Annotated in this window: 19 protein-coding genes and 1 riboswitch; of the genes, 4 read left to right on the plus strand and 15 right to left on the minus strand. The window is 55.4% G+C overall.

What is annotated here, in order from left to right:
* The first annotated feature begins 31 nt into the window (after positions 1-31).
* From LHF31_RS01165 to LHF31_RS01180, 4 genes are all read left to right on the plus strand, one after another.
* Positions 32-3,865 (plus strand): ExeM/NucH family extracellular endonuclease, encoded by a 3,834-nt coding sequence (locus LHF31_RS01165; RefSeq protein ID WP_298007331.1) that lies wholly within the window; start codon positions 32-34, stop codon positions 3,863-3,865.
* 117 nt (positions 3,866-3,982) lie between these two features.
* Positions 3,983-4,105, plus strand: a riboswitch (FMN riboswitch).
* Between the two features lie 112 nt (positions 4,106-4,217).
* Positions 4,218-5,036 carry an ABC transporter permease gene (locus tag LHF31_RS01170; RefSeq protein ID WP_298007333.1) on the plus strand — a complete coding sequence of 273 codons (819 nt, stop codon included), beginning with the start codon at positions 4,218-4,220 and terminating at the stop codon, positions 5,034-5,036.
* 5 nt (positions 5,037-5,041) lie between these two features.
* Positions 5,042-6,019, plus strand: coding sequence for an ABC transporter substrate-binding protein (locus LHF31_RS01175; RefSeq protein ID WP_298007335.1), 978 nt, complete (start codon positions 5,042-5,044; stop codon positions 6,017-6,019).
* A gap of 12 nt (positions 6,020-6,031) precedes the next feature.
* Positions 6,032-6,826 (plus strand): ABC transporter ATP-binding protein, encoded by a 795-nt coding sequence (locus LHF31_RS01180; RefSeq protein WP_298007337.1) that lies wholly within the window; start codon positions 6,032-6,034, stop codon positions 6,824-6,826.
* Positions 6,827-6,887: 61 nt separating this feature from the next.
* Here LHF31_RS01180 and LHF31_RS01185 read toward each other — a convergent pair whose 3' ends face one another.
* From LHF31_RS01185 to LHF31_RS01255, 15 genes are all read right to left on the minus strand, one after another.
* Complete coding sequence (locus tag LHF31_RS01185) at positions 6,888-7,325, minus strand: GNAT family N-acetyltransferase (protein WP_298007339.1); 438 nt, start codon at positions 7,323-7,325, stop codon at positions 6,888-6,890.
* Complete coding sequence (locus LHF31_RS01190; protein WP_303773232.1) at positions 7,315-8,715, minus strand: hemolysin family protein; 1,401 nt, start codon at positions 8,713-8,715, stop codon at positions 7,315-7,317. The genes LHF31_RS01185 and LHF31_RS01190 overlap by 11 nt, the downstream gene beginning before the upstream one ends.
* Positions 8,712-9,557, minus strand: a complete 846-nt coding sequence (gene amrB / locus LHF31_RS01195; protein WP_298007343.1) for an AmmeMemoRadiSam system protein B — start codon at positions 9,555-9,557, stop codon at positions 8,712-8,714. The genes LHF31_RS01190 and amrB overlap by 4 nt, the downstream gene beginning before the upstream one ends.
* 10 nt (positions 9,558-9,567) lie before the next feature.
* Positions 9,568-10,779: a M23 family metallopeptidase gene (locus LHF31_RS01200; RefSeq protein WP_298007345.1), complete on the minus strand. Its 1,212-nt coding sequence runs from the start codon at positions 10,777-10,779 to the stop codon at positions 9,568-9,570.
* Positions 10,780-10,945: 166 nt separating this feature from the next.
* Complete coding sequence (locus tag LHF31_RS01205; protein WP_298007347.1) at positions 10,946-11,842, minus strand: ABC transporter permease; 897 nt, start codon at positions 11,840-11,842, stop codon at positions 10,946-10,948.
* Entirely contained in the window at positions 11,839-12,876 is a 1,038-nt protein-coding gene (locus LHF31_RS01210) for an ABC transporter permease (RefSeq protein WP_298007349.1), read from the minus strand. Before LHF31_RS01210 ends, LHF31_RS01205 begins: the two co-directional genes overlap by 4 nt.
* A complete protein-coding gene (locus LHF31_RS01215; protein ID WP_303773233.1) occupies positions 12,873-14,405 on the minus strand; it encodes an ABC transporter ATP-binding protein in 1,533 nt (510 codons plus the stop codon). The genes LHF31_RS01210 and LHF31_RS01215 overlap by 4 nt, the downstream gene beginning before the upstream one ends.
* 89 nt (positions 14,406-14,494) lie before the next feature.
* Positions 14,495-15,529: a BMP family ABC transporter substrate-binding protein gene (locus LHF31_RS01220; protein ID WP_298002605.1), complete on the minus strand. Its 1,035-nt coding sequence runs from the start codon at positions 15,527-15,529 to the stop codon at positions 14,495-14,497.
* A 250-nt stretch (positions 15,530-15,779) separates the two neighbouring features.
* The gene (locus tag LHF31_RS01225; RefSeq protein ID WP_298002603.1) at positions 15,780-17,942 is read right to left on the minus strand and encodes a DNA polymerase domain-containing protein; all 2,163 of its coding nucleotides are present in this window, start codon (positions 17,940-17,942) and stop codon (positions 15,780-15,782) included.
* Positions 17,932-18,219, minus strand: a complete 288-nt coding sequence (locus LHF31_RS01230; RefSeq protein ID WP_298002600.1) for a hypothetical protein — start codon at positions 18,217-18,219, stop codon at positions 17,932-17,934. Before LHF31_RS01230 ends, LHF31_RS01225 begins: the two co-directional genes overlap by 11 nt.
* A gap of 8 nt (positions 18,220-18,227) precedes the next feature.
* Entirely contained in the window at positions 18,228-18,767 is a 540-nt protein-coding gene (locus tag LHF31_RS01235; RefSeq protein ID WP_298002597.1) for a hypothetical protein, read from the minus strand.
* A 72-nt stretch (positions 18,768-18,839) separates the two neighbouring features.
* Entirely contained in the window at positions 18,840-19,256 is a 417-nt protein-coding gene (locus LHF31_RS01240; protein WP_298002594.1) for a response regulator transcription factor, read from the minus strand.
* A gap of 198 nt (positions 19,257-19,454) precedes the next feature.
* Entirely contained in the window at positions 19,455-22,925 is a 3,471-nt protein-coding gene (locus LHF31_RS01245) for a hypothetical protein (protein WP_303773239.1), read from the minus strand.
* 21 nt (positions 22,926-22,946) lie between these two features.
* Positions 22,947-23,735 (minus strand): glycoside hydrolase family 16 protein, encoded by a 789-nt coding sequence (locus LHF31_RS01250; protein WP_298006585.1) that lies wholly within the window; start codon positions 23,733-23,735, stop codon positions 22,947-22,949.
* Positions 23,719-24,558: a glycoside hydrolase family 16 protein gene (locus tag LHF31_RS01255; protein ID WP_298006588.1), complete on the minus strand. Its 840-nt coding sequence runs from the start codon at positions 24,556-24,558 to the stop codon at positions 23,719-23,721. Before LHF31_RS01255 ends, LHF31_RS01250 begins: the two co-directional genes overlap by 17 nt.
* Positions 24,559-24,560: the final 2 nt, after the last annotated feature.

The following is a 24,560-nucleotide window of genomic DNA, read 5'->3' on the forward strand; positions in this document are numbered from 1 at the left end:
ATCCATCCAACGAGAGGAGTTTATGATATTTATGAAACCACAAAGATTTTGGGCGCGCCTCGCCCTGGGAGTGGTATTGTTTGCCTATGTGTTGCTGGGCGGCGTTGCCCCTGCCTTCGCCGACAGTTCAGCGCAAAGCCTGCCCTTTGCGCAGGACTGGAGCAACACCAGCCTGATTACAACAGATGACAACTGGTCGGGGGTACCGGGAATCACGGGGTACCGCGGAGATGGGCTTGTCTCTACAACCGGAGTAGATCCCCAAACGGTTCTGGTTGACGGTACCAGCACACCTGTAGATGTAAATGCCAACCAGACCAATCCCAACACCTTTACTACCGGGGGTGTCACCGAGTTTCACCTCACCGATCCCGTTGTGGCTTTGGCAGGATCGGGCACTGCCAGAGCACCATTTCTGCTCATCAACCTCAATACTACGGGATATGAGTCGATCCGGGTCATGTACAACCTGCGCGATCTGGAAAGCGGTGCAGATAATGCGATTCAGCCCATAGCCCTGCACTACCGCGTGGGCAACAGCGGCAACTTCACCAACGTCCCCGCAGCCTTCGTTGCCGATGCCACCGATGGTCCCAATATTGGCGGTAGAGTCACCTCTGTTGATGTTGTCCTGCCTGCGGCAGTGAACAGTCAACCGCTGGTGCAGATTCGCATCATGACCACCGATGCGGGTGGAAGTGATGAATGGGTTGGCATTGACGATATTCAGATCAGCGGAACGCCGTTAAGCGGCGACCTGGCGCCTTACGTAGCCGCCAGCACCCCGGCAAACGGAGCCAGCGGGGTAGCCCTGGATGCCAACCTGCAGGTGACCTTCTCCGAGCCGGTCACTCTCAGCGATCCATGGTTCAGCCTGTCCTGCAATCGTTCAGGCACCCACACGGCTGTGGTGACGGGGGGACCAACCGAGTACACCCTCAACCCGGATGTGGACTTTGTCTATTCGGAATCCTGCACCCTCACCGTGACCGCCAGCGCGGTTGCCGACCAGGACGAGCCCATCCAGACCATGAGCGCCGACTTTACGGCAACCTTCGCCACCACTGCGCCATCACTGGTATGCGGCGAGCCGTACATTCCCATCAATGCCATCCAGGGGAGCGGACTGACCTCACCTTACCAGAACAGTACCGTGACCACAGAAGGCGTGGTAGCCGCAGTGTTCCAGGGGACAGGCAAACTGGGGGGCTTCTTCCTGAATTCCCTCAACAGCGCTATTGACAGCAACCCGGCAACCTCAGAAGGCATTTTTGTGTATGCCCCATCGGCATCTATCAATGTGGGGGATCGGGTGCGCGTTTCCGGCACGGCGCAGGAATACTCCGGATCGTATGGCGCTATGGCACAGATGACCCAGATTGGCGATTCTCCCACCGTGAATGTATGCTCCAGTGGCGAAACGGTCACCCCCTTCCCGCTGATTCTGCCCCTGCCTGCAGAAGCCGATCCCCAGACCTATCTGGAACGCTATGAGGGTATGCTGGTGACCATCAGCCAGCCGCTCACCGTCCAGCAGAATTACTTCCTGGGGCGCTTTGGGCAGTTGACCCTGGGCACAGGAGGGCGCATCTTCACCCATCTCAACAGCGGCACAGGCTCTTATGCCGACAATCTGCGCCGCATGATCGTGCTGGATGACGGTGCTACGGCTCAAAATCCTGCCCCCATTCCTTACTACGCCAGCGATGGCGCTGTGCGTGCCGGGGATGTGATCCCAACCCTGACAGGCGTCGTGGATCAGGGACGGGTCAACAGCAGTAACACCGGCACTGTCTTCCCAGACGTGTTCTACCGCATCCATCCCACGCTTGCGCCCACCTTTGAGAGCCAGAATCCGCGCCTCCCAACCCCACCCCTTGTGGGCACAGGGATGAATGGCACGGTAAAAGTAGCCGCAATGAACGTGCTGAACTACTTTGTCACCCTCAATCAAACGCCATATCCAGCCGGTTCGCCCTACAATGCCAGCAACACTCCTCGCGGCGCCAACACCGCCACCGAATTCACCCGCCAGCAGGATAAAATTGTGCGCGCGCTGGCAGGGTTAAACGCGGATGTGGTGGGCTTGATTGAAATTGAGTCCTGGACAGGTGCCGATGCGGTCAACAACCTGGTCAGTGCGCTGAACACCTATCTGGGTTCGCCAGTGTACGCCGCTGTGCCCGACCCGGCAACGGGTGTGGGCGGCGATGCCATCAAAGTTGCTCTGATTTACAAGACTGCAACGGTGGAACGGGTGGGCGATTCGCTCAGCACCAGCGCTTCGCCGTTCAACCTGTACCGCTATCCGGTCGCGCAAGCCTTCCGCGACAAAACCACTGGGGAAGTCTTTACCGTGGTGGTCAACCACTTCAAATCCAAGAGTTGTTCCGGCACACCCACCGGCGGAGATGTGGATCTGGGCGAAGGCGTGGGGTGCTATAATGCCACACGCGTTGCCATGTCCAACGCCCTGCTGAACTGGATCAACACCACCCTCATCCCCACCACCGGAGACCCGGATGTCGTTGTCATGGGAGACTTCAACGCTTACGGTGCAGAACAACCCATTCTGACGCTGGAATCTGGCGGGCTGGTGAACACAGGTAAACAGTATGAGGGCGTGGATACCTATTCATACGTGTTCGACGGTATGGCAGGCGCACTGGATCACCTGTTCGTCACCTCTTCGCTGTCCGCCAGGGTCAGCGGCGCCGGGCACTGGCACATTAATGCCGATGAACCTTCGGTGATTGACTACAACACCGAGTTCAAGACGGTGGATCTGTACCAGCCCCATCCCTACCGTTCATCCGACCATGATCCCATTCTGGTGGGGCTGGACTTCCGGTCATACGGGGTAAGTCTTCTGCCCGATAACGATGCCAGATCTGGAGCGGTCAACAGCACCGTGACCTACACGCTCACCCTGCGCAACACCGGCAACATGAGCGATACCTACACCTTTACCTCCGAATTGCTCTCCGGAGAAAACTGGAGTGTGACCCTGCCCGATCCGGTGACTCTGGCAGGAGGCGCTTCCCGGGATGTGACAGTTCAGGTGAGCATCCCCGCTACTGCCAGCATCGGGCAGACCAGCCAGATTCGCGTGACCGCTACCTCTCAGTTCACCTCTGCCATAAGCGCCTCTTCTACCCTGACGACGAGTGTGGGAACTTCTTACGGGGTTACCCTTGCCCCCACCAGCGATGCAAAGAATGGTTTTCCAGGTGATACGGTCACCTTTACGCTCGCTCTGCGCAACACCGGCAACATGAGCGATACCTTTAACTTTAGTTCTGAACTGCTTTCCGGTGAAAACTGGAGCGTGATCCTGCCCGATCCGGTGACTCTGGCGGCAGGCGCCTCCCAGGATGTGACAGTTCAGGTGAGCATCCCCGCTACTGCCAGCGGCGGGCAGACCAGCCAGATTCGTGTGACCGCCACCTCTCAGGCAAACACTGGCACAAGCGCTTCTTCCACTCTGACGACAACCGCTCAGTCGCTGGGGGTAAACTTCATCCCCACCACAGATGAAAAGACTGGCAGACCCGGCGTCACCTTGACCTATATACTGACGCTGGAGAACTCCGGCACAGTGGCAGATACCTACACCCTCAGCGCAATTTATCAAAGCGGCGAGACCTGGGCGCCCACCCTCTCGGATAGTGAAGTCACTCTGAACGCTGGCGCCACCCGCACCATCACCGTGACGGTAACTGTGCCGGCAAACCTGTTGCAGACAAGGCAAAGTGTGTACCGCATCCGGGCGGTTTCTCAGACCCGTTCATTGGTCGTTGCCGAAAGCACCCTGACCAGCCGGGGAGAACCCTACACGTTGTTCATGCCGTTGATCATCCGGTAAATCCAATTTTCATCCTTCATCCCCTCACAAGGGAAAATTCATCCCTTTGTGAGGGGATTTTTTTGGTTTTCCTCTTGACATTGGTCCTAACTGAAACTATACTGTGTGAAAACAAAAACATACCTTCGGGGCAGGGTGAAATTCCCGACCGGTGGTGAAAACCCACGAGCCTGTTTGCCGCAGGCACGACCCGGTGCAATTCCGGGGTCGACGGTACAGTCCGGATGAAAGAAGGTATTCCTGTGAGAACAGTTCCTGTGCATCACAGGCTGAGAAATTGCCCCGAAACCCCTGGTTTCGGGATTTTTTCTCCCCGTCATCCTGCCCCGAAGGGAAACCTTCGGGGTTTTTCATGACAAAACAGGAAGCAACCTCTTTGCCGGTTTCTCATCTTCTGCGGAAGTATGTGCTTCAGCACCGCATGGGATTTGTACTGCTCTCTCTGGCGCTGGGCATCCTTATCTGGCAGGGCATCACCCTCACCGGATGGGTGCCTGCCTACCTTCTCCCGGGACCTTTTGAGGTTGCCGCACGCTTCTGGCGCGCCCTGCTGGATGGCACCATCCCGCGTCACTTCTTTGCCACTCTGCAGGAAGTTGTGCCGGGCTTGCTCCTCGGCAGTGTGACCGCTTCTGTGCTGGGTTATCTCATCGCCAAATCCCACGTACTGGAACGTCTGCTTTCCCCCTACCTGGTTGCCAGCCAGGCAGTGCCGGTTGTTGCCATCGCCCCACTGTTGATCATCTGGTTCGGTCCGGGCATTACCTCAAAAATTCTGATCTGCGCGCTGGTGGTCTTCTTTCCAGTGCTGGTCAATACGGTGGTTGGATTGCGGGCTGTGCCGCAAAACCTGCGCGATTTGATGCGCAGTCTCCGCGCGCGCCCATGGCAGATGGTATGGTATCTGGAAATCCCCGCGGCAATGCCGGTTTTTCTGGGGGGACTGCGCGTGGGCGCCACCCTCTCAGTCATCGGCGCAGTGGTAGGGGAATTTGTGGGAGCCGACCGGGGCTTAGGTTTTCTGATTAATGTGGCACGGGGGCAGTACGATCATCCGCTGGTGTTTGCCGCCGTGCTGACTCTGGTGGGTATGGCACTGGCTCTCTACGGGCTGGTGTTGCTTGCCGAACGCCGCTTTTTACGCTGGCAGATTCCCAATATTCCAAGGTGAGGTATATGAAGTCCAGAATTGTCTCTTTGTTGTTCATCGTTGTCCTTTTATTGTCCGCCTGCTCGCCGCAGCAAAATGCCACCCCCGAAACGTTGATTCCCATCCGTCTGCCCGTGGGGTACATTCCCAACGTTCAGTTTGCCCCTCTGTACGTAGCCATTGAAAAAGGTTACTTCCGTGATGAAGGGCTGGACGTAAGCGTAGATTACAACATGGAAGTGGACAACCTGGCACAGATTGCTGCCGGAAAACTGGATTTTGCCATGATTTCCGGCGATCAGGTCTTGCTGGGACGCGCCAAAGGCATGCCGGTGGTCTATGTCATGGCATGGTACCAGAAGTATCCGGTCGGGATTGTTGCCCCTGTATCGGAAAACATCTTCAAGCCCGAGGATTTGAAAGGGAAACGCATTGGCATTCCCGGGCTGTTTGGTGCCAGTTACATTGGCGCAAAGGCTCTGCTTTCTGCAGGCGGATTGAGCGAGTCGGATGTCACCCTGGACGCAATTGGTTTCAATCAGGTGGAAGGCATCACCTCAGGGCGTGAACAGGCCGCTGTGGTGTATATTGCCAACGAACCCGTGCAATTACGCGCGCTGGGATACGACCTGACCGTTCTGGCGGTTTCAGATTACATGGAACTGGTGTCCAACGGTCTGGTGACCAGTGAAAAAATGGTGCGGGAAAACCCTGAACGGGTAAGGCGAATGGTACGCGCGCTCATCAAAGGGCTGGACGCCACCATTGCCAACCCCGATGAAGCCTATGAGTTGAGCAAAAAACACGTTGAGAATCTGGCTCAGGCAGATGAAAGCGTGCAGAAAGCCGTGTTAACAAGTTCCATTGAATTGTGGAAAGCCGAGCGACTGGGCTATTCCAATCCCAGAGGCTGGGAAAATATGCAGGAAGTCCTGCTGAGCATGGGACTGCTGAGCGAACCACAGGACCTTTCCAAAGCCTTTACGAACGAATTTGTTCCCTGAAAGAGACACAAGATGAGCAATCGGACGATGATGACTTTCGAGGTAGCAAGCCCCTCAACGGCTCTCCAACCTTATCTGAGGGTGGATGACGTAGGCATGCGCTATCCCAACGACAACGGCGGGATAGAAGCCCTGCGTGGGGTGCAATTTGATTTGCATCCTCGCGAGTTTGTCTGTGTGCTGGGACCATCGGGATGCGGGAAAAGCACCCTCCTGCGCATCATCGCCGGTTTGCTCACCCCAACCCATGGAGAGGTGATTTTCTATGCTCCAGCCGCTTCGCGCATCAGTCTTGTTTTTCAGGATGCCAATTTGATGCCCTGGCGCAACGTGCGGGAGAACATCGCCCTGCCGTTGATTTTGCAGGGCATGCCGCGCGCCCATGCCCTCCAGAAAGCCGATGTGTGGCTGGAAATCGTTGGATTACAGGGCTTCGGTGATGCTTTACCGCGTGAACTTTCCGGCGGAATGGCTCAACGCGTTGCCATTGCCCGTTCGCTGATTCAGGAACCGGGCTTGCTCTTACTGGACGAACCGTTTGGTGCGCTGGATGCGCTCACCCGCGAGAAAATGGCAGATGAACTTCTGCGCCTGTGGCAGGAACACCGCACGACCGTGTTGATGGTCACCCATTCTATCAGTGAAGCCATTTTACTGTCTGACCGGGTGCTGGTGTTCAGTTCCCGTCCCGGGCGGGTGGTGCTGGATCTGGACGTCAACCTTCCCCGTCCAAGAGAAGAGGAAATGCGCTACACATCCGAATTTGGAAGGCTGGCGCGCGAATTGCGCCGCGCCATTACCGATTAACTCTCAGCGCTTTTTCGCCAGCGGAAAGAAGGCTGTTTCTGTCCCCCTTCTTTCCGCTTTTTTATTTCGGGGGAAGATAATACCGGTACACGTTGGTCTGGCGGAGTTGAAACCCAACGCGCTGGTACAGCCGATTTGCCGCCTCGCGCGCCGGTCGAGAAGTGAGATTAACCGAATCAGCGCCCAGTTCATGCGCCATGTCAATTGCAGTGCGCGTCAGGGCTTCGCCGAAGCCCTGCCCGCGGGAACCCGCATCCACCACCACGTCCTCAATCCAGGCATGTGTGCCGGAAGGGGTATGAAACACCACCAGAGTGAGCATACCGGTGATTCTGCCGGAATCATCCCGGGAAACCAGCAGAGTGCTGGCTTCGGAATGGACAATGCGTTCCAGCGCCTGCCGGTCAGGAACGGGATGTCCGGGATTTAACTGCGGCATCAGCCTTTGCATGGCTTCCAGCAATTCATCGGTGACAGCATGCACAACTTCAATGGGCATGGGCGGGTTCCTTTCGCAGAGGGGATGTTTTTTGAGGTACAGGTTCGCTCTGTAGAGCGGGTTTTGACAATCGGCGCATCAGCACCCGTGCAATCCGCAGACGGTCCATGGCTTCTACTCGCAGGCTGACGCCGTTTTCCGGGACCAGCACTTCCTCACCAACAGCAGGAATGCATCCCAGTTTTCCTAAAACGTATCCAGCAATGGTATCGTAATTGGGGTCCTGGAGGTGCAAGCCAAAAGTCTCATTGATGTCTTCAATCAAGGTCATACCGTCAATCAAAACACTGCCATCTTTGAGGGATTGAATGGCAGGAGGTTCAGCATCAAACACATCCTGCACATCGCCGACAATTTCTTCCAGCAAGTCCTCCAGCGTGACCAGTCCTGCCGTACCGCCGTATTCATCCAGCACAATGGCAATATGCTGACGACGTTCACGGAAAAGCATGAGCAAATCGTTGACGGGAAGGCTATCTGGAACGAACAGAGCCTCGCGCACCAGATCACGAGCGCACCCATTTTCCAGACGATTTTCAACCCAGCGCGCCATCAAATCTTTGAGGTGCAGGATGCCAATAATCTGATCCAGATTCTCCTCATACACAGGAATCTTGGTCACGCCTTCCCGCACTGCCAGTTCTGCCGCCTCCGTCAGGGGTTGTTCGGCTTCCACCGCGATGATCTCGGTGCGCGGCACAGCCACCTGCCGCACCACCCGCTCGCCAAAATCAATGACCGCGGTGAGCATCTCCCGCTCCGAGTCGTCCACCAGTTGTTCCACCTCCGGGCTGGTGACAATCTGACGCAATTCCTCCACAGAACTTACCAGAGCGTGGGCATGCCCGGTAGACGGGATTCCCAGGATTTTCAAGATGGTGCGGGTTGCCCAGTCGAGCAAATCAATGAAGCCCCGAAAAACACTGACAAACGCATTCATCGGACGCGCCGCCCGCAGAGCAAAGGCTTCGGGATCACGCAGTACCGCAACCTTGGGCACCTGTTCTCCCAACACCACATGTAATCCTGTGACAATGGTAAGGGAAAGCACCAGCGGCAAAACCTCCACCGCCTGCCGCAGGAACATCCATTGAGGTGGAAGCAGGCCCTGTTCAAAAAAAGGCTCAAGCCACGCCTCAAAGGCTTTCTCACCCACCGAACCGAGCGCCAGACTGACCAGTGTGATCCCCAGTTGGGAAGCGGCGATCAAACGGTCGCGAGCCGCTTCATCCTCCAACCAGCGATGCACCAGTTGAAGCGCCGGATGATTCGGATCAGCCAGCAAATCCAGGCGAGACCGGCGGGAAGCCACCACAGCAAACTCAACGCCCACAAAAAAGGCGTTGAGCGCAATTAAAAAGAAAATCAAACCGATCTGAAGAATACTCATACCGTGCGGAGTACTGCGGCGGCGCCATACCCCACTACGGCAGTGGAATCTCCCGTTTCATCCGCCGAGGTACTGTGATGAAGAATGACCACGCGATTCGCTCCCAAAGCACGCGCCGTCCACAGGGTTGCCGCAACCGCCCCCACCCCACAGGCAAAACCCTTTCCGGTCATTTCGGCTTCCAGCAGGGCGGCTGGATCGAACGATTCCAATCGTCGAAGCATCTCGGCATCCAGTTGATGGGCGATTCTCTCCGGATAAAAGTGAGACAGATCGGTGCTGGCAACCAGCAAGGCACAACGGTCTTTGAGGACTTTTGCCAGACACTGCCCCAGTGCCTCCAAAACCTTCGGGGAATGAGAACGCACCATCAACGGAAGCAGGCGGAAATCGCCCTGAAGCGCCACCTGCAGGAAAGGCAGTTCGATCTCCAGCGAATGCTCGCCATCGTATGCCACCCGCGTCAGCGCAAGATGATGCTCTGCCAGTTCCTGCTCCAGGGCTTGTACGGCTTCCCGATCGACGGGGACAACTCCCAGCGGTGTGGCATAGGCTTGATGCGCGGTGGTGATTAAATCGGCAGAGTGCATGGCATGGAAAGGAGAAAGTACCGCCACAACCTCAGGGCTTTGTCCGCGCACTGCGGCAAAGGCATGTCCGGCAGTGCGTCCGGAATAGCGGTGTCCGGCATGGGGAGCCACCACCCCGACCACTTCCCCCTGCAGAGAGGGAAGCCGGGCTTCATTGAGGTACGTTTCTACCTGATGGCGAAGGCGTTGAGCATCGCCGCTGTACCACGTCCCCGCAATGGGGGAAGGCCTGATGTCGGAAACTGCCACCATGGGAACCTCCTTACTGCAGGAAACTCCATGGATTGACGCGGACCCCTGACTCACTCATAATCTCAAAGTGTAAATGCGGACCGGTAGAACGACCGGTGCTGCCCATTGCGCCAATGGTATCTCCCTGAGAAACGCTTGCGCCGCATCCGGCGTAAATTTGGCTCAGGTGCGCGTACAGGGTCTGCCAGCCGTTGCCATGATCAATGACCACCACGTACCCGTAGCCATTCTCATTCCAACCGGAGTACACCACCACACCCGAATCAGCGGCGTAAATGGGATTGCCAATGCGTCCGGCAATGTCAATACCCCAGTGATTGGTTTCCGGGGAATAGTCATACCCCGAGAGCCAGCGTTCAGTGGTGGGCCAGACAAACGAGCCATTGCCGATATAGCCGTCCACCTGTGTGCCGCAGTAGCCGGGACCAAAAATCCTGGCTTTTGCCGGATCGCGGCGGCTGATGAAGGGCGCTGACCAGGAAATGAAATCGCGTTTTCCACCGGGGACAAACACCAGCGTTCCGGGTTCAATATTCGGCTTGGACAGATCGCCCAGTTTAGCGGCGTCCAGATGATTACCGGGCCAGTCAATGATGGTCTCGGGGGTCACACCATAAAATTCGGCGACTTTCAACAGACTGTCGCCTTCGTGCCAGCGATAAAGCACGCCATCCACCGGCAAAATGTTCAGTTTCATGCCAACCTGCAGGCGGTGAGGATCATCGGCAAGCGTTTCAAAGTTACCCCACAGGATGGATTGGGGCTTCAAGCCAAATTTTTCGGCAATTCCGAAAACCGTATCACCCTTTTGTACTTCGTAGGTGATGATCTCAAAACGGGGGCGGGACGGCACATAGGTATCCAGACGCGCCAGGCGGGTAATCCCGTTAGAAACAGAAACCGTAACCGGTTTGAAAACGGGAATTTGCACGGTAGGCGTTGGCGATGGAAGGGGAGCGGCAAGGACAGCCTGTTCAGCGGCTTGCACCTCACCCTTTAAATAGAAACGCGCCATCACCCAGATGACCAGCAAAATCAGGGCAATGGAGACAATTACCGTTCCGGCACGGAGGGCAACCTCCCCCAGTCCCAGACGTAAGATATTTTCCCAGATCAAAGCCCAGCGCGATGCCGGACGCGTTTCCTCTGCGGCTAACCCCGACTCCCCTGTCTCTTCTATCTCAGAAGAAAGGGAAGATGGAAGGTGAGAATCCTCAGTCATTGTTCAGTTGTTCCTCTGCCTAGCATGATAACACATGCAGCTAAGCGGGTCAAGTTAGGAAAAGCCAATGTGTACCCAATCAATCTCCAATAAAATCACCCCTTCACCAATTTGTTCACGATGAAATCGCGATTCTCCCAGATCTTCTGGAAAGCATCAGGGGATTTCAGGCAGATTTCATTTGTCTCTTTCGAGCGGCGTAGAAATACAGCGCAATCAAAGTTGCCACATAGGGCACCATGGCGGTGAATTGAGCAGACACCCGATAGCCCTGCAAAAGCAAGCCCAGACCATCTGAAAAACCAAACAGCAGAGAAATCAGGGCAACCCCCAGCGGGTTTCCGTTGACCAGAATAATCGCCGCCAGAGAAATCCAGCCCCGTCCGGCGGACATGTTTTCGGCAAACAGGTTTACGTATCCCAGCGAAAGAAATGCCCCACCCAGCCCACACAGCACGCCGCTGGCAAGCAAAGAAAGAGCGCGCATACGGCTGGAAGGCACACCACTGGAATCCAGACGGGCAGGATTATACCCCGCTGCGCGCAGGCGCAACCCAAAGCGGGTGTGGAAAATTAAAAAATAGGAGAGGAAGGTAGCAACCACAGCCACCCAGACCATCAGATTCTGCCCGGAGAGAATTTCTCCCACAACAGGGATGTTTTCGATCAGCGGAATGCGAACAGAGGGGATGGGCTGAATCCCGGCATTGGAGAATACCCCTTTGACACTGAAAATTTTACGCAGCATATAGGTGGTTGCCCCCACGGCAAACAGGTTAAGGGCAATGCCGGTGACAAATTCATCGGTCTTCAATATCACCGCAAACAGGATGAAAATCAACGCCAGCAACAAGGCGCCCAAAACCGCCAGCAGGATACCCACAAGCCACGACCCCGTGTAATAAGAACCCAGCACTGCAAAAAACGCGCCGGTCAACAGCATCCCTTCCATGGCAATGTTGAACACCCCGGCATAGAAAGTATAGGCTCCGCCCAGCGCCGCCAGCAAAATGGGCGTGGCGCCAGAAATCATGCCATTAATTAATCCGATGAGAATTTTCATGTACGCGCCTCCCGTGCCCTGCGCCGGGCAGACAGTTGCTCTACCAGCGTGTTGAGATATTCGCGGCTGGCGACAATCACCAGCACCAGGACTGCCTGTAAAACCTGAGAAATTTCATTGGGAACACTGGTGATGAGTTCCATCCCCAACGCACCGGTTTGAATGGCACTGAAAAATAAACCATACAGGAAAGTCGCCAGGATGCCGTTGTTGGCAACAATGGCAATCATGACCCCGTCCCAGGCGTAATTCGCGCCCAGACCCCGGATGAAACGATGCGTGCTTCCCATGACCACCAGACCACCTGCCAGACCTGCCAGAGCGCCCGTCATCAACATCACCGAGACAAAATTCCGGTTAATGTCGCATCCACCGAGCCGCGCAAACAAAGCATTTTGACCGGTGATGCGCCACTCGTAACCGGCTTTCCAGCGGGAGAAGACAAACCACGAAACCAGTACCGCCGCAAACATGAACAGAATCATCGAGTTGAATTCTCCCCATTTGGGCAACCAGCCGCTGGCAGCAATTTGCGGCGTCATGGGAGAAAAAGCGGAAGGGTCTTTGAATGGTTCTGTAATTGCCCAGGCAGTGAAATAATCGGCAATCATGTTGAGCATCAACGTGACGATGAATTCGCTCATATCGAAAAATCGGCGTAACAGCGCTGCAATCCCTGCCCAGATCATACCTCCCAGCATTGCCAGCAAGGCAAGCACGGGGATCATTAACGCGGGCGGCAAATCCAGATAAAGCCCTCCAACCGTGGCAAATAAAGCGCCCATTACCAGTTGACCGGGCTGTCCCAGGTTGACTACCCCGGATGCAAAGGCAATCGCCGCTGAAAGTCCGGGAAGCACCAGCGGCACAGCGTTGCGCAGGGTGGTGGCAAAAGGGTAATACCCGAATAGAGAAAACTGGAAGAGGGCTTGATAGGTTTCCAGCGGATTATAACCCTGCAGGACAAGCAGAACTGCCCCCAACAGCAAAGCCACCAGAATACCAATCAGAGCGTTCAACACTTTTTGTTTCATGGGCTTGTCCGGTGTCCTCCCAACATTAAGGCTCCCACTTCCTGCGGCGTGGTTTGCTCTACGGGCAGGTCTCCCACCAGTTGACCGCGATACAACACCAGAATCCGATCAGAAAGCAGGAAAATTTCTTCCAGATCAGCAGAAATCATCAACACCGCGCGCCCTTCGGCGCGAATTCGCAAAATCTGGTCGTGAATGTATTCCATTGAACCGACATCCAGTCCCCGGGTAGGCTGGTCGAGGAGGACAAAATCACTCTGGAGCATGAGTTCCCGCCCCACAATGACCTTTTGCTGATTTCCTCCCGAAAGGGTGCGAAAGGTGGCGCGCGGCGATGAGACCACCACGGAGAAAGCATCAATCAACTGGCGGGTAAACTGTTGCGCATATCGGGTGTTGAGCAATATCCCTCGCCAGCCCGAAAGGTTTGGATTCAGACGATGATGGGTCATGATGGCATTTTCCCAAACGGAAGCCGTCAAACTGGCACCCATCTTGCCGCGATCCTGCGGGACAAAGGAAATCATCCGGCGTCTCTCAAGAATATCGCAATGGGTGATATCCCTGCCACGGACGAGAATGCGCCCGCTGGTAGGTCGTTGAATACCCATCAGGGTGTTGACCAGTTCAAATTGCCCGTTTCCTTCTACTCCCGCCACGCCGACGATTTCCCCCTCGCGCACTTCAAAATTCAGGTTATCCAATCGGACGCGCCCATGATCTTCGCGCAGGGTGAGGTGCTCCACCTGCAAAACAGGATCGCCGGGAGTCTGCGGCTTCCTCCGGGTGGTGAAAATCACCTCACGTCCCACCATCATCCGTGCCAGTTCCTGGCGGTTGGTGCTGGCGGCATCTACCGTGTCCACCTTTTTGCCCTTGCGCATGACGGTGATGCGGTCGCTGAGTTCCAGCACCTCTTCCAGCCGATGGGAGATGAAGAGAATCGTATGCCCGCCATCCCGCAAGCGGGTCAATTCGGCAAATAATTGAGGAATTTCCTGCGGTGTGAGCACTGCCGTGGGCTCATCCAGAATGAGCACTTCCACATTGCGGTACAGGAGGGTAAGAATTTCCACCTTCTGACGGGCGGCAACAGAAATCTCTTCCACGCGGGCATCCGGATCCAGGTTAAACTGAAACTCATCAATCTTTTGCCGAACCAGTTCGCGGGCACGGCGGCGATCCAATTTGCCCAGCCAGTTAACCGGCTCAACACCCAGAACAATGTTCTCCCAGACAGTGTATTCGGGGATGAGAACGATTTCCTGATGCACCATACCAATGCCCGCGCGAATGGCTTCGCCCGGCTCGCGGAACGATACCGGCTTCCCTTTGAACCAGATTTCACCGGAATTCGCATGGGTCAATCCATAAAGCACCTTCATTAAGGTGCTTTTTCCCGCGCCGTTTTCTCCCACAATCGAATGGATTTCACCACGCCGAAACTCCACGCTGACATCGTCCAATGCCAGGACACTGGGAGGGTACACCTTGACCATGTGGCGCATTTCAATCAGGTTAGAGTCCATGCCCTTCACCCTTAAGCCATGTTTCAGGAAGATGGGTGAAGCACACCGGCTTCACCCATCGGAAATGCGGTATGAAGAGAACCGGCAACCTATTGCCAGACGTTCTGATTGTTGTACATCTCAATCTTCAGAGTGCCGTCCACAATTTGCTGACGGATTGCCAGAACTTTATCCACAATACTTTGAGGCAGCACCTGCACTTTGGCTTCCAGAGCAATATCCACGCCGCCCTGAGCAATGCCGTATTTCAGCACCTGTCCTGGCTTATACGTGCCTTCGTGGATGGTCTTGTACACGTCCTCAATGGCTTTGCCCACGTTTTTAATGTCACTGGCGATGACATAACCGGGTTCCAGGTCGTTCTGGTTGGTATCCACACCGATGGCGTATAACTGGCGCTCACGGGCGGCTTGCAGAACGCCAATACCCGCCGCCGCCGCAACCTGGAAGACCACATCGGCTTTCTGATCGTACAGTTGCAAAGCGGCTTGCTTGCCGCGCGCCGAGTCATCCCATGCGCCGCCGAGGGATTTCTTCAACACCTGAATTTCAGGATCCACCGATTTCGCGCCATTCTCGTAAGCAAAGACAAAAGCGCTCACCACCGGATCCACGTCACCACCCACCACGCCGATGATTTTGTCTGCGTTGATATTGGGAATGCTGGTGTCCAGGGTTGCCAGCCCGGCTACCACGCCAGCAAGATAAGCGCTCTCTTCCTCGATAAAATCCACCGAGGTGATGGTCTTCTTGCTGTTTTCCACCACCGTATCAATGTTGACAAAGATTTTATCGGGATACTGATCGGCAAATTCCTTGAGTTGATCCTCAAAGCCGTAGGAAATGACGAAGATCACATCGGCAAAATCCACCGCCGCGCGCAGAGAGGGTTCATATTTGCCGGCATCGAAATTGCACTCGAGGGTGCGGGTTTCCACCCCATACTGCTTGGCAATATTGTCAATGCCAGCCTTGCCGGAATCGTAGAAAGCGTTATCTCCCAGTGCGCCGTTAATCAGATACACCACCCGTTTGGGCTGTTCCTGGGTTTTAGCGGCAGGGGCACACGCCACCAGACTGAACACAAAAACAGCAATCAAAAGGACAAGAAGCGACTTTTTCATTTTGATTTCTCCTCACACACGAAGTTTGGAATCGAGCAAAACTCGCCAGGAATAAAAAAATTATACTCCCCTCATCCCCCTTTTGATATTGCCATTTGTCCCATTCATTTCACCCATTGGTACCCCCTGGATCCAGTGTTGCTATGATTTCACCTTAAACGCCAGAAAGAGGGCTCTCACCCTCTCCTGTTGCCGGATCCGGGGGAGATTGCCGCGCTCACTGCGCTTGCATATCCCCCTTCACAGTCTCTCATTGACCCTCAGGAATGGGAGCCAGCGGATGAACAGGCAAAGGCACAAACAGCAAACGAGGCTGAAAAGGAACAGGGGGAGGGCTTTCTAACGGCTGAAGGATTTCCTCTGCCGCTCGTTGTACCAGACGGGCATAACGGTCCACGTCCACCATCGAGGGGGCAGGCATGTCCACACTGACGCCCTGACGGGTAAACCAGAAATGCAGGCGCATCCCTGCCCGCACAGCAACTCCCCGCTCTGCCAGCAATCGCGCCGCCTGAGCGGCGGGACCGGGTTTCCGGAAACTCTCCGGCGCCCGGCTTAGTTTCACTGCCACTTTGAGCACCGCAGGAGGAATTTGCCCCCGGCTCAATCGCTGGAGTTCCCGCTGAACCAGGACTCTGGCATCGGCAACCCGCTCGCGGGGATCTTCTGCCTGAGCCAGAATACGTAAAATTTCCCCCTGAACACTGGCGGCAAACGCACAGGTGTCGTGACGGCGCAGGGCAAGCCCCCGCACTTTCAGAGTGCCATCTTCAAAGACGCCAAAGTACCGGTTGGGCACCGGCGTCCTGCCATCCTGCCGGGAGGGCAGGAAAACCAGCCAGCGGTAAATTCCTTCCAGCGTCACCCCAATGGAGGTTCTAGCTTGAATGGCTTCCAGCAGGGGGGCAACATCTTCACGGCACAGCCCACCCTCGCGATGCACGAATAAACTATCCACGTACATATGCAGAACGGTAAAGCCCTGTTCTTCTGCCAGTTCCTTGGCTTGCAGAAGCAGTTCCCGGCTCAGGGCAGTCACCTTTTCATGCGACTCCACCTTCCCAAAGCGCGCATTCTTATATCCCAGATAGCCAAAACACACCACCAGCAGCCATTTCAGCGCGGACTGGCGGGCTTTAAGCCCGGCAATGCGCTCATCTCTCGGATCAAGGGTTTGCAGGCGCTGTTTCAGCGCCAGCCGTTTGCGTAAGAGAGGGGTCAGGGTACGTGGAATCAAGCCGGGCGGGGCATCGGGATGTGCCAGCGTTTCAGGGGAGATATTGGCTTGCACCATAATCGAAGGGTACATGGAGGCAAAATCAATCTCAGCCACATGGCGATACACTCCAACCAGTGGCTGATAGATCATCCCCCCGCGGTCTGCACGAATCAAGTCGCTCAACGTGCGCGGGGATTCGGCTTGCTGTTTGACGGCAGGAATCAACACCCCTTCCTGGAGTGCGGTCAACATCTGCATGGCAGTAATGCCCGCCCCCGGCGACTTGCGCGCGGTTTCCTGCACCCCCAGTTGGGTCACCCGTGCCAGTTCCATGGCGCCTTCCAGCCCAATTTCACCAAACAGGGCAGCGTTGCGCCGGTCGATGTGCCAGCGTCCAAACAGGAAGGCTTGCTCACCGCGATAAAGCACCTGTCCATAGGCAAACAGGGTGCGAGCCGGACGCACTGCTACTGCCATCCCTGGGTCGCGATTGAGATTGAACTCTGGAAACACTTTCTGGAGAAAAGGGAAAAGCCAGGTATCTCCATAATCAGTGAGAATCACATCAGGATCAAAACGGGAGAGCAATGCGCGCAAATTTGCTCCAAACGCCCGCAGAGGCTCAAGGCTCAAACGGTACCGGAACGTCTGAAAGCGCAGATCCAACCAGGCAGGCGGGGACAGGTGAGGATCGTCCGGCAGTTCTACTTCCAGAATCCGCAGGGAGGGAGCAGACGGATCCAGATCCCAGGGCGAGTCCAGAGGACTCAGCATGAGAATCTGTTCGCCATCGGTGGTAAAGCGGCATTGACCCAAAAGATGCACGCCTGTATGCCCCGCCAGCCGGACACCCAGAGGCAGGTCGGCATCGTAGTAATCCAGCAGAGGGAAGTTTCGGCGCAGGTCATGGTACACAGCCTGCGCCGATGCGGGGTCAGGCAGGGTCACCGCCATCACAGGACACTGCCCGCGGAAGAGATCCTTTCGGTCCTGGCGCTCACACGACACAGAACGACTGCTAAGGTAGCGCCATGCCTGACGCAAGTCTGCCCGCCCTCCGGTAACGTAGAAAGTCACAGGGAGGTGCATACGCAAGAGCCAGCGTTTTCCGGTCTGGTCAATCAGCCACAGCATGGGAGTGCCATCCGGGCGCAGGTACACATCCATTAACCAGCCAAGGCATTCAACCTTCATGGTTGCGGCGCAAAAGGGCAATTTCCTGCTGAAGGTGCTGGACTTCCTGTTCCAGAAGCATCACCCGACGCGATTGCTCCAGGAGCATGGCCAGCAGAGCGGCTTCGAACGGCAGGAGCATCTCCGAAGCGGTGATTGCCGCCAGATGCGGGCGAGCAGAAGCCAGCAGAGCATCCAGCAGCAGTTGATCGCTGCGCCGCAGTGCCCGCCGAAAGCCCTGAAGAGCGGCTTCGGTCTCGTTCAACTGCCGGGTGAGCGTTGGTACAGTGCGTCCCATACCTGCTGTTAGAAGAGGGAAAACTGAACGGGCGGCGCAGAAGGCTGAGGTTCGAGCCAGAGCGCATCAGCGCGCTGACAGACGACCTCAAACAACGAATACCGACGCGGGGTAGGTGGGGGAGTCAGGGTGACAATCACCGGCGCCAGCACACGCAGGGAATCGCTCCGTTCTAAACAGCGTTTCAACAGGGATTGCGCCTCCTTCAACGGCAGGGTCTCATCGTAAAAACTTGCCAGCAGATCCAGCAGGATGCAGGGGACAGAGGAGGGAGAACTCTCTTCCAGCAATGCCAGCATCTGATATGCCGTGAACGCCCGCCGCACATAAATGCGCTGACTCACTTCTTCCACAGCAGGAGTATGACGGCGAATCAACCGCGTCAACGGGTAGGCTTGCAGGCGATTACCGCCATCCAGAACCTGTACCGTCCCGCCTAATGCCAGCCGGACAATCAGGGGGGAAATGTGGTCAGCGGCGGCGTGCGTCGCACAGATCACTGCCATCGAACCGGCAGGAAAGGATTGGGAAAGCATGATGTCGTTCATCGCTTTCCATGGTAAGCCATGAAAAGCCTTTTGCCCATTCCCTCTGGGAGGAGAAAGCAGGGGATTTTGTGGTTAACCCGTGGGGGGATTTTCCCAGGATGAAAAATCCCACTCCGCAAGCAGGCGGCGCAGTTCGCTTTTGCTGTGCACTTCAAAGTGAGCCAGCGCATTGCGCAGATGAGTCTTGACCGTTTCGGGAGAGATGCCCATGCGTTGAGCAATTTGCCGGTTGGTGTACCCCAGACAGGCAAGCGCAACTGCCTGCTGCTCCCGCGGAGTAAGCAGTAGCCAGCGCCGCCAGAGATCCTCGCGCAGGTGCATGGTCTGCAAAGCCGTATCAATGAGTTGTTCGGCAAGTTGCGACTCGGGAACTCCCGTCTGCTGTGCAAGCAGGCGCAACAGGTCTTCGGTGCGCTGAGAGACCTCAAAGGTGCGTGCTTGTTTTCCGGGCGCTCTCCACCACCCCCGCAGCCACTCCCACAGGTTCATGATTTCATTGTATTAGAACAAAAGTTCTATGTCAAGAAAAGAAACCCCGCATTTTCCGTATCCCCCTTCCAAGAGTTTTGGATGGCGTTTTCCCCATCGAAAACTTCCTCTACAGGCATTCAAAATGGGGTGTCCGCAGAGGAGCACCCCATTCCGTCATGACCTGTTCTGTGAACGAACTACTGCCGGTTCGGCACTTCACTGAGAAGCGCGGGCAAAGGTGACCACCAGGTGCTTGATTTCCCCATCCCGCCAGAAGATGTGGCGACTGGTCTCGACATCCAGGCGGCGCCCTGCCAGCCGGCGAGAGGTCTCATCGGCAAAGTGAATCTGGATTTCATCGCGCTCGCCCAGTTGCACTGTAACAGGCGTCTGGCAAACAAAAGAGGTGAGCGAACCTGCGGGCAGGTGCAGAGTCTGCTGTTCACCGGATACATCCAGATAGGTGAAAGTGCGCGGGGACAAAAGCAGTTCATCAGTATCCAGAAGAAACGGATTGAAGACCAGTCGCCCTTCTGCAAACTGGACTCCAACCTCCGCCTGACGGGTGAGAATCTCTTCTTTGACCGTACCGGTCATACCGGGCTGGCGAGCGCCGCGTCCTTTGGGGGTATGAGAATAGGGGTCGGTAGGGAAAGCGCCATACTCAGCAGGCGACTTGTGATACCCCAGTCCCGCCCGGATATCCCGGTACGCTGCGCGCAAGCCCTCTGCCGTCTCTTCATGCTGACAGCGCAGGGCAGTCTCCTGAACTGCCAGCAGGAGTTTACTCACCATGTGCCAGTACACGCTGCCCAACCCTTCATAGGCAAAGAAAGTACCGGAACGCCCGGTAAACTCTGCATGCCGGAAGGTAGTTTCAAACAGGTGCTGAATGGCTTCACCTTCCTCTTCTACCAGTTGGGCATACGCCGGATGGCGCTTCAGTGCCTCCAGCGCTTTACGCACATCCTTCACATTTCGCAGGTCACTGGCAAAATGATACAGACCGTGAATATCCCGGGTGAACAGGGTGGTGTCCTGATTCTCCACCAGCAAAGCCGGTAATTTCAAATGGCTGACCTGTTCAGGTACAAGTGTATTCTTTTTCAGGAAGGAAGGCAGTACGCGATCAGGGTAGAGAATGTACGTATGCTGATCGGCACGATAGAGAGCACTGTTACGCAGGCTTTGCAAAAGTTTGAGAGACTCCTCCCCGCTGAGCAAACCGGAAGATAGGATAGACACCTGCCCCTCAAGCATTTCGTACAGGCGGTCTACATAAGCCCGTCCCGGTTCGAGACGCAACAGGTTGTAGGAATGGTAGAGAAAATCTGGACGCCGATTGGCACGCAGGCTGTGATCCACATATTCCTGCGCCATCGCCAGGAACGCCTGTAATTCACTGGCAGACAACTGGCTCAATGCGCCGCTGAAACCGTGATGATAAAGACGCCAGCGGTACTCACTCCCCGACTCGCCCAGCGCATCCATCATGGCACGGCGTTGTTCAGGGGTAAATGTGCCCTCCAGAACAGGATGGAACTGCTTTAACACGGCGGCAATTGCATCGAGCAGGTCTTTCACCTCACTGTGCAGGGTAAAAGCGCCGCTTTCGTGCTGAATCAACTGGCGGAAAAAGGCGAGAAAACGGCGCAGGTATCCAAGCGTGACCACCGAGAGCCCGCGTCCCACCAGGGCATTGTTGGCATCGTTCCACTCAGGGCGCTGGGTATTCATCCAGATACCGCCCTCGGGAACAAAGTTGACCAGTTTTGCCAGCAGCAGGGTGAGCAGTTTCTCAGTGAAGGAAGCATGCACCACATTGCCTTCGGAATCGCACAAAAGACGCGCATCACTCCCACGCTGTTTCACCTCCTGCTCAATACGCCTGTGCAGGGCGTGATCGAACACAATCGTATTGTAAGGATCCTTCTGTAACTCGCTGTAGGGTTTGATGCGATAGGGAACATTGGCATAACTTAAGAACGGTTGATTGAGCCGTTCGCGGATTGCGCCGGGGTAAAACGCCTCGCTGGCTTCCATCAATTTTTGCAGATAGATGATCTGATGATCGCTCCAGTAGCCAATGTTTGCCCAGGGGTTGCCCTCTTCAGGGACTTCCCAATCCAGCCCGGCCCGGTTGATACGGTAGGGGTTATAGCCATCAGCAGTGGTAGCGCACAGGAAGGTGTTGAGCATGGCTTCAATGTATTGGGGATACGAATAAGCCAGCGCTTCCCAGTTCTGGAAGATATCGCGCCAGTTTCCTTCATAATCCAGGCGCAGAGAGCCATCCCGTTTTTTGATATTGATGAAAAAGCGATTCCACGGACGGCTGGGGTCACCATGTCGGCGGCTGAAGGTCAAAGGCAAATACGTGTGAATCAGCCGGCGAAGGTCAGGAGCATCGAGTTCTGCCACGCGGGCATACAGATCGGAAAGATGAATGTTGTCTGGCAGAGCGGCAAAAAATTCCGCGTATGTCTCTGTCAGGTTATGTTGGTGAATATGCACGAAATCCATCAGGTCGGCTTTTTCAATCCAGTAGGAACGGGCAAAAACGCCCCCGCGCATGATGTTGAACAGCACATTGGCATAGTGATGCGTGGTGGCAAGCCCACTTTCAGAGATCTGTAAACCGTCGGCGCTGGCAACAAACTTCTGCAGGTTAAATGTGGTGAAATCAATATCCTGTTCAATAGCCTGCTTTTGCTCTTCAAACGGCAACCGCAGGAAGTCCCGCAGGCGCGCCAGCGCGGCATGATCCAGATGGACATCGGCAACCTGATACCAGTTGATTTCCTCACCAGCCTGCAACCTCACGTGGGCATGGACAAAGTAAGCCCCGCGCTCCCCCCGGACTTCTTTTTCCGGTTCAATTTGCCCTCCAAAGCGGAAAGCGTCTAATTGATTGGAAGAAAGCAGGAAGCCAAGGGGATTAAGCCCCACCTGAAATACAGTGTTCGCCGCCAGCGATTCGCTGGGTTCTGCCAGGTCGGTCAGGCGGGAATTGAGGGTAAAAAGCCCCAGGTTGGTTTCTTCGTCCAATTCACTGCGCTTGTAAGCATCCAGCAGGCAACTGAAGATATTTTGAACACTGGCGCTGACATTGGCGGGCAGGATGTTTTGTAAACCGTCCAGCAACTCCACTTCGCAGGGGGTCTGGAAATGGCTCGCATTGCGCAACCAGGCAGTCTTCACGAAACCAAACCGGTCACTGGTGCGCCAGGCATACCGGAATACCAGTTCCAGAGAATGATTGATTTCTTCAAACACCAGGGCAGTTCCGGGAATATTTTTGTAGAGATTGCGCTCGACGTGGTACTGTCCCTGCTGACGGACGGAAAAGGGCTCCCAGAGCCAGGTTTGGGCGCCGCGGGTCACGCGCAGGATGGTTTTCGGTCCGGTGTTTTCGCTGTTTTCAGTGATTTTATCTTCGGTATAGTAAGGAAACAGCGCCTGATCGGCATGTGCGCGACCGGCAGTCACTCCGCCGGTAGAAGCGACAAACAGCCAGTGATCGGCGCCGCTGACAATGCTCATGAAGAAGGGCGGCATGGCGTCATAATGCTGAATTTTGTAATAAGTCTCCCTCAGCATGGGGACATATCCCCCGATTGGTTCAACAGGCGGGGGAGTGAGCAGGGTTTCTCCAATATAGGTGGGAACACGTTTAGATTTCAGCATGGCAGATTCTCCATCTCACACTCAAAGGGTGGTAATTTTGACCCAATCTACCACAAAGCGCACAGAGTGGTTTTGAATTTCCTGTACGGTAGCAGAAGGCAACCCATAATAGGGTTGATGGACGCCGTTCGTTTTGAAGGGATACGTGCCGCCCAGGGCAAGGTTGAGGATCAGGAATTTTTCATGATCAAAAACCCACGGCCCAAAAAATGAGACCATCGGGCGGGTGATTCGGTAAATCAACTCATCATCCACATAAAACAACAACATCTCCGGCATACACTCAGCCGTGTACACGTGCCATTCAGCAATGCTATCCGGCGGCTGAAAGTATTTTTTATTGACCAGACCAGCCTCACCGGAGTAATTGGGACCATGAACGGCTGCACTGACCCAATCCGGCTCCCCTACTGCCTCCATCACGTCAATTTCGCCGCAGACCGGCCAGGCGCCCTGTGTACCCAATGCCCAGAATGCCGGCCAGGCGCCGCTGATCGCCGGTATCTTCAACCGGGCAGAAACCCGTCCATAGCGAAAGGTGATTTTACCACGCGTGTGTACCCGTCCAGAAACAAAATCAACATGCGCACCCTGTGGCGTGCTGAAACCAGGACGGTAATGTGCCTGCAGAACCAGCGCGCCGTTGCAATCTGCCTCATGATGCGAAACATAGACGGTTTCGGGCGAATCAATGTAAGCCTGCTGTTCATTGTTATATATCTTGCCCGTGACCTCTACATTCCAGACATCCCGATTGAGATGCGTTGCAGTGAAATCGTCAAAGAAGAGTGTTTCAGGGCTGTCTTTCATAAACTCTCACATAATCCACCAGGTACTGGGCGGGGAAGACCGTCTGTGGGCTGACCATGCCACCCAGGGTTCCGCCAACCGCCAGGTTGATAATGAAGAAAAACGGCTGATCAAACACCCAGGGGCGACTGCCCACATCCTCGCGCGTGACGGTGTGGTAGGCTTCCCCATCATAGAACCAGGTAATCTGGTTTTCGTCCCATTCAATGGCATAGGTGTGAAAATCATCGGCAATGTTGTAGGATTGACGATACCACTTACTGAAACCCAGTGCGCCTGAGTAACCCGGACCATGCAGGGTCCCGATAATCAGGTCAGGTTCTCTGCCAACGTATTCCATGATATCAATTTCCCCGCAATCGGGCCATCCCACCTGCTTAAAATTTGAGCCGAGCATCCAGAAAGCGGGCCAGAAACCTTTCCCCTGGGGGACTTTCAGACGGGCTTCCATCCTGCCGTATTGGAATTCCTGCAAACCCTCGCTTTTCAGACGGGCAGAAGTGTAATAAGATCCGTTGTACTTTTCCTGACGCGCTTCAATCACCAGAAGACCGTTTTCAATGCGGGCATTTTCTGGACGATCGGTATAATACTGCATTTCCCCATTTCCCCAGCCATGCCCCCCAATGTCATAGGTCCAGTTGGCACGGTCTATTTTGTCGCCATCAAATTCATCATGCCAGCGCAGAGTCCAGCCTTCGAGCGCAGGAATGGGCGTGGGAGAGGGTTTGAAGAGTGCAGTAGAAGCACAACCTGCGGTATTGATAACCATCACAAAGCAAAGGAGAAGGAGGAGAAAGGTTGAAGTAAATGTGCGTTTCATTG

Source organism: Anaerolinea thermophila (genome assembly GCF_020723905.1).
Lineage (GTDB): Bacteria > Chloroflexota > Anaerolineae > Anaerolineales > Anaerolineaceae > Anaerolinea > Anaerolinea thermophila_A.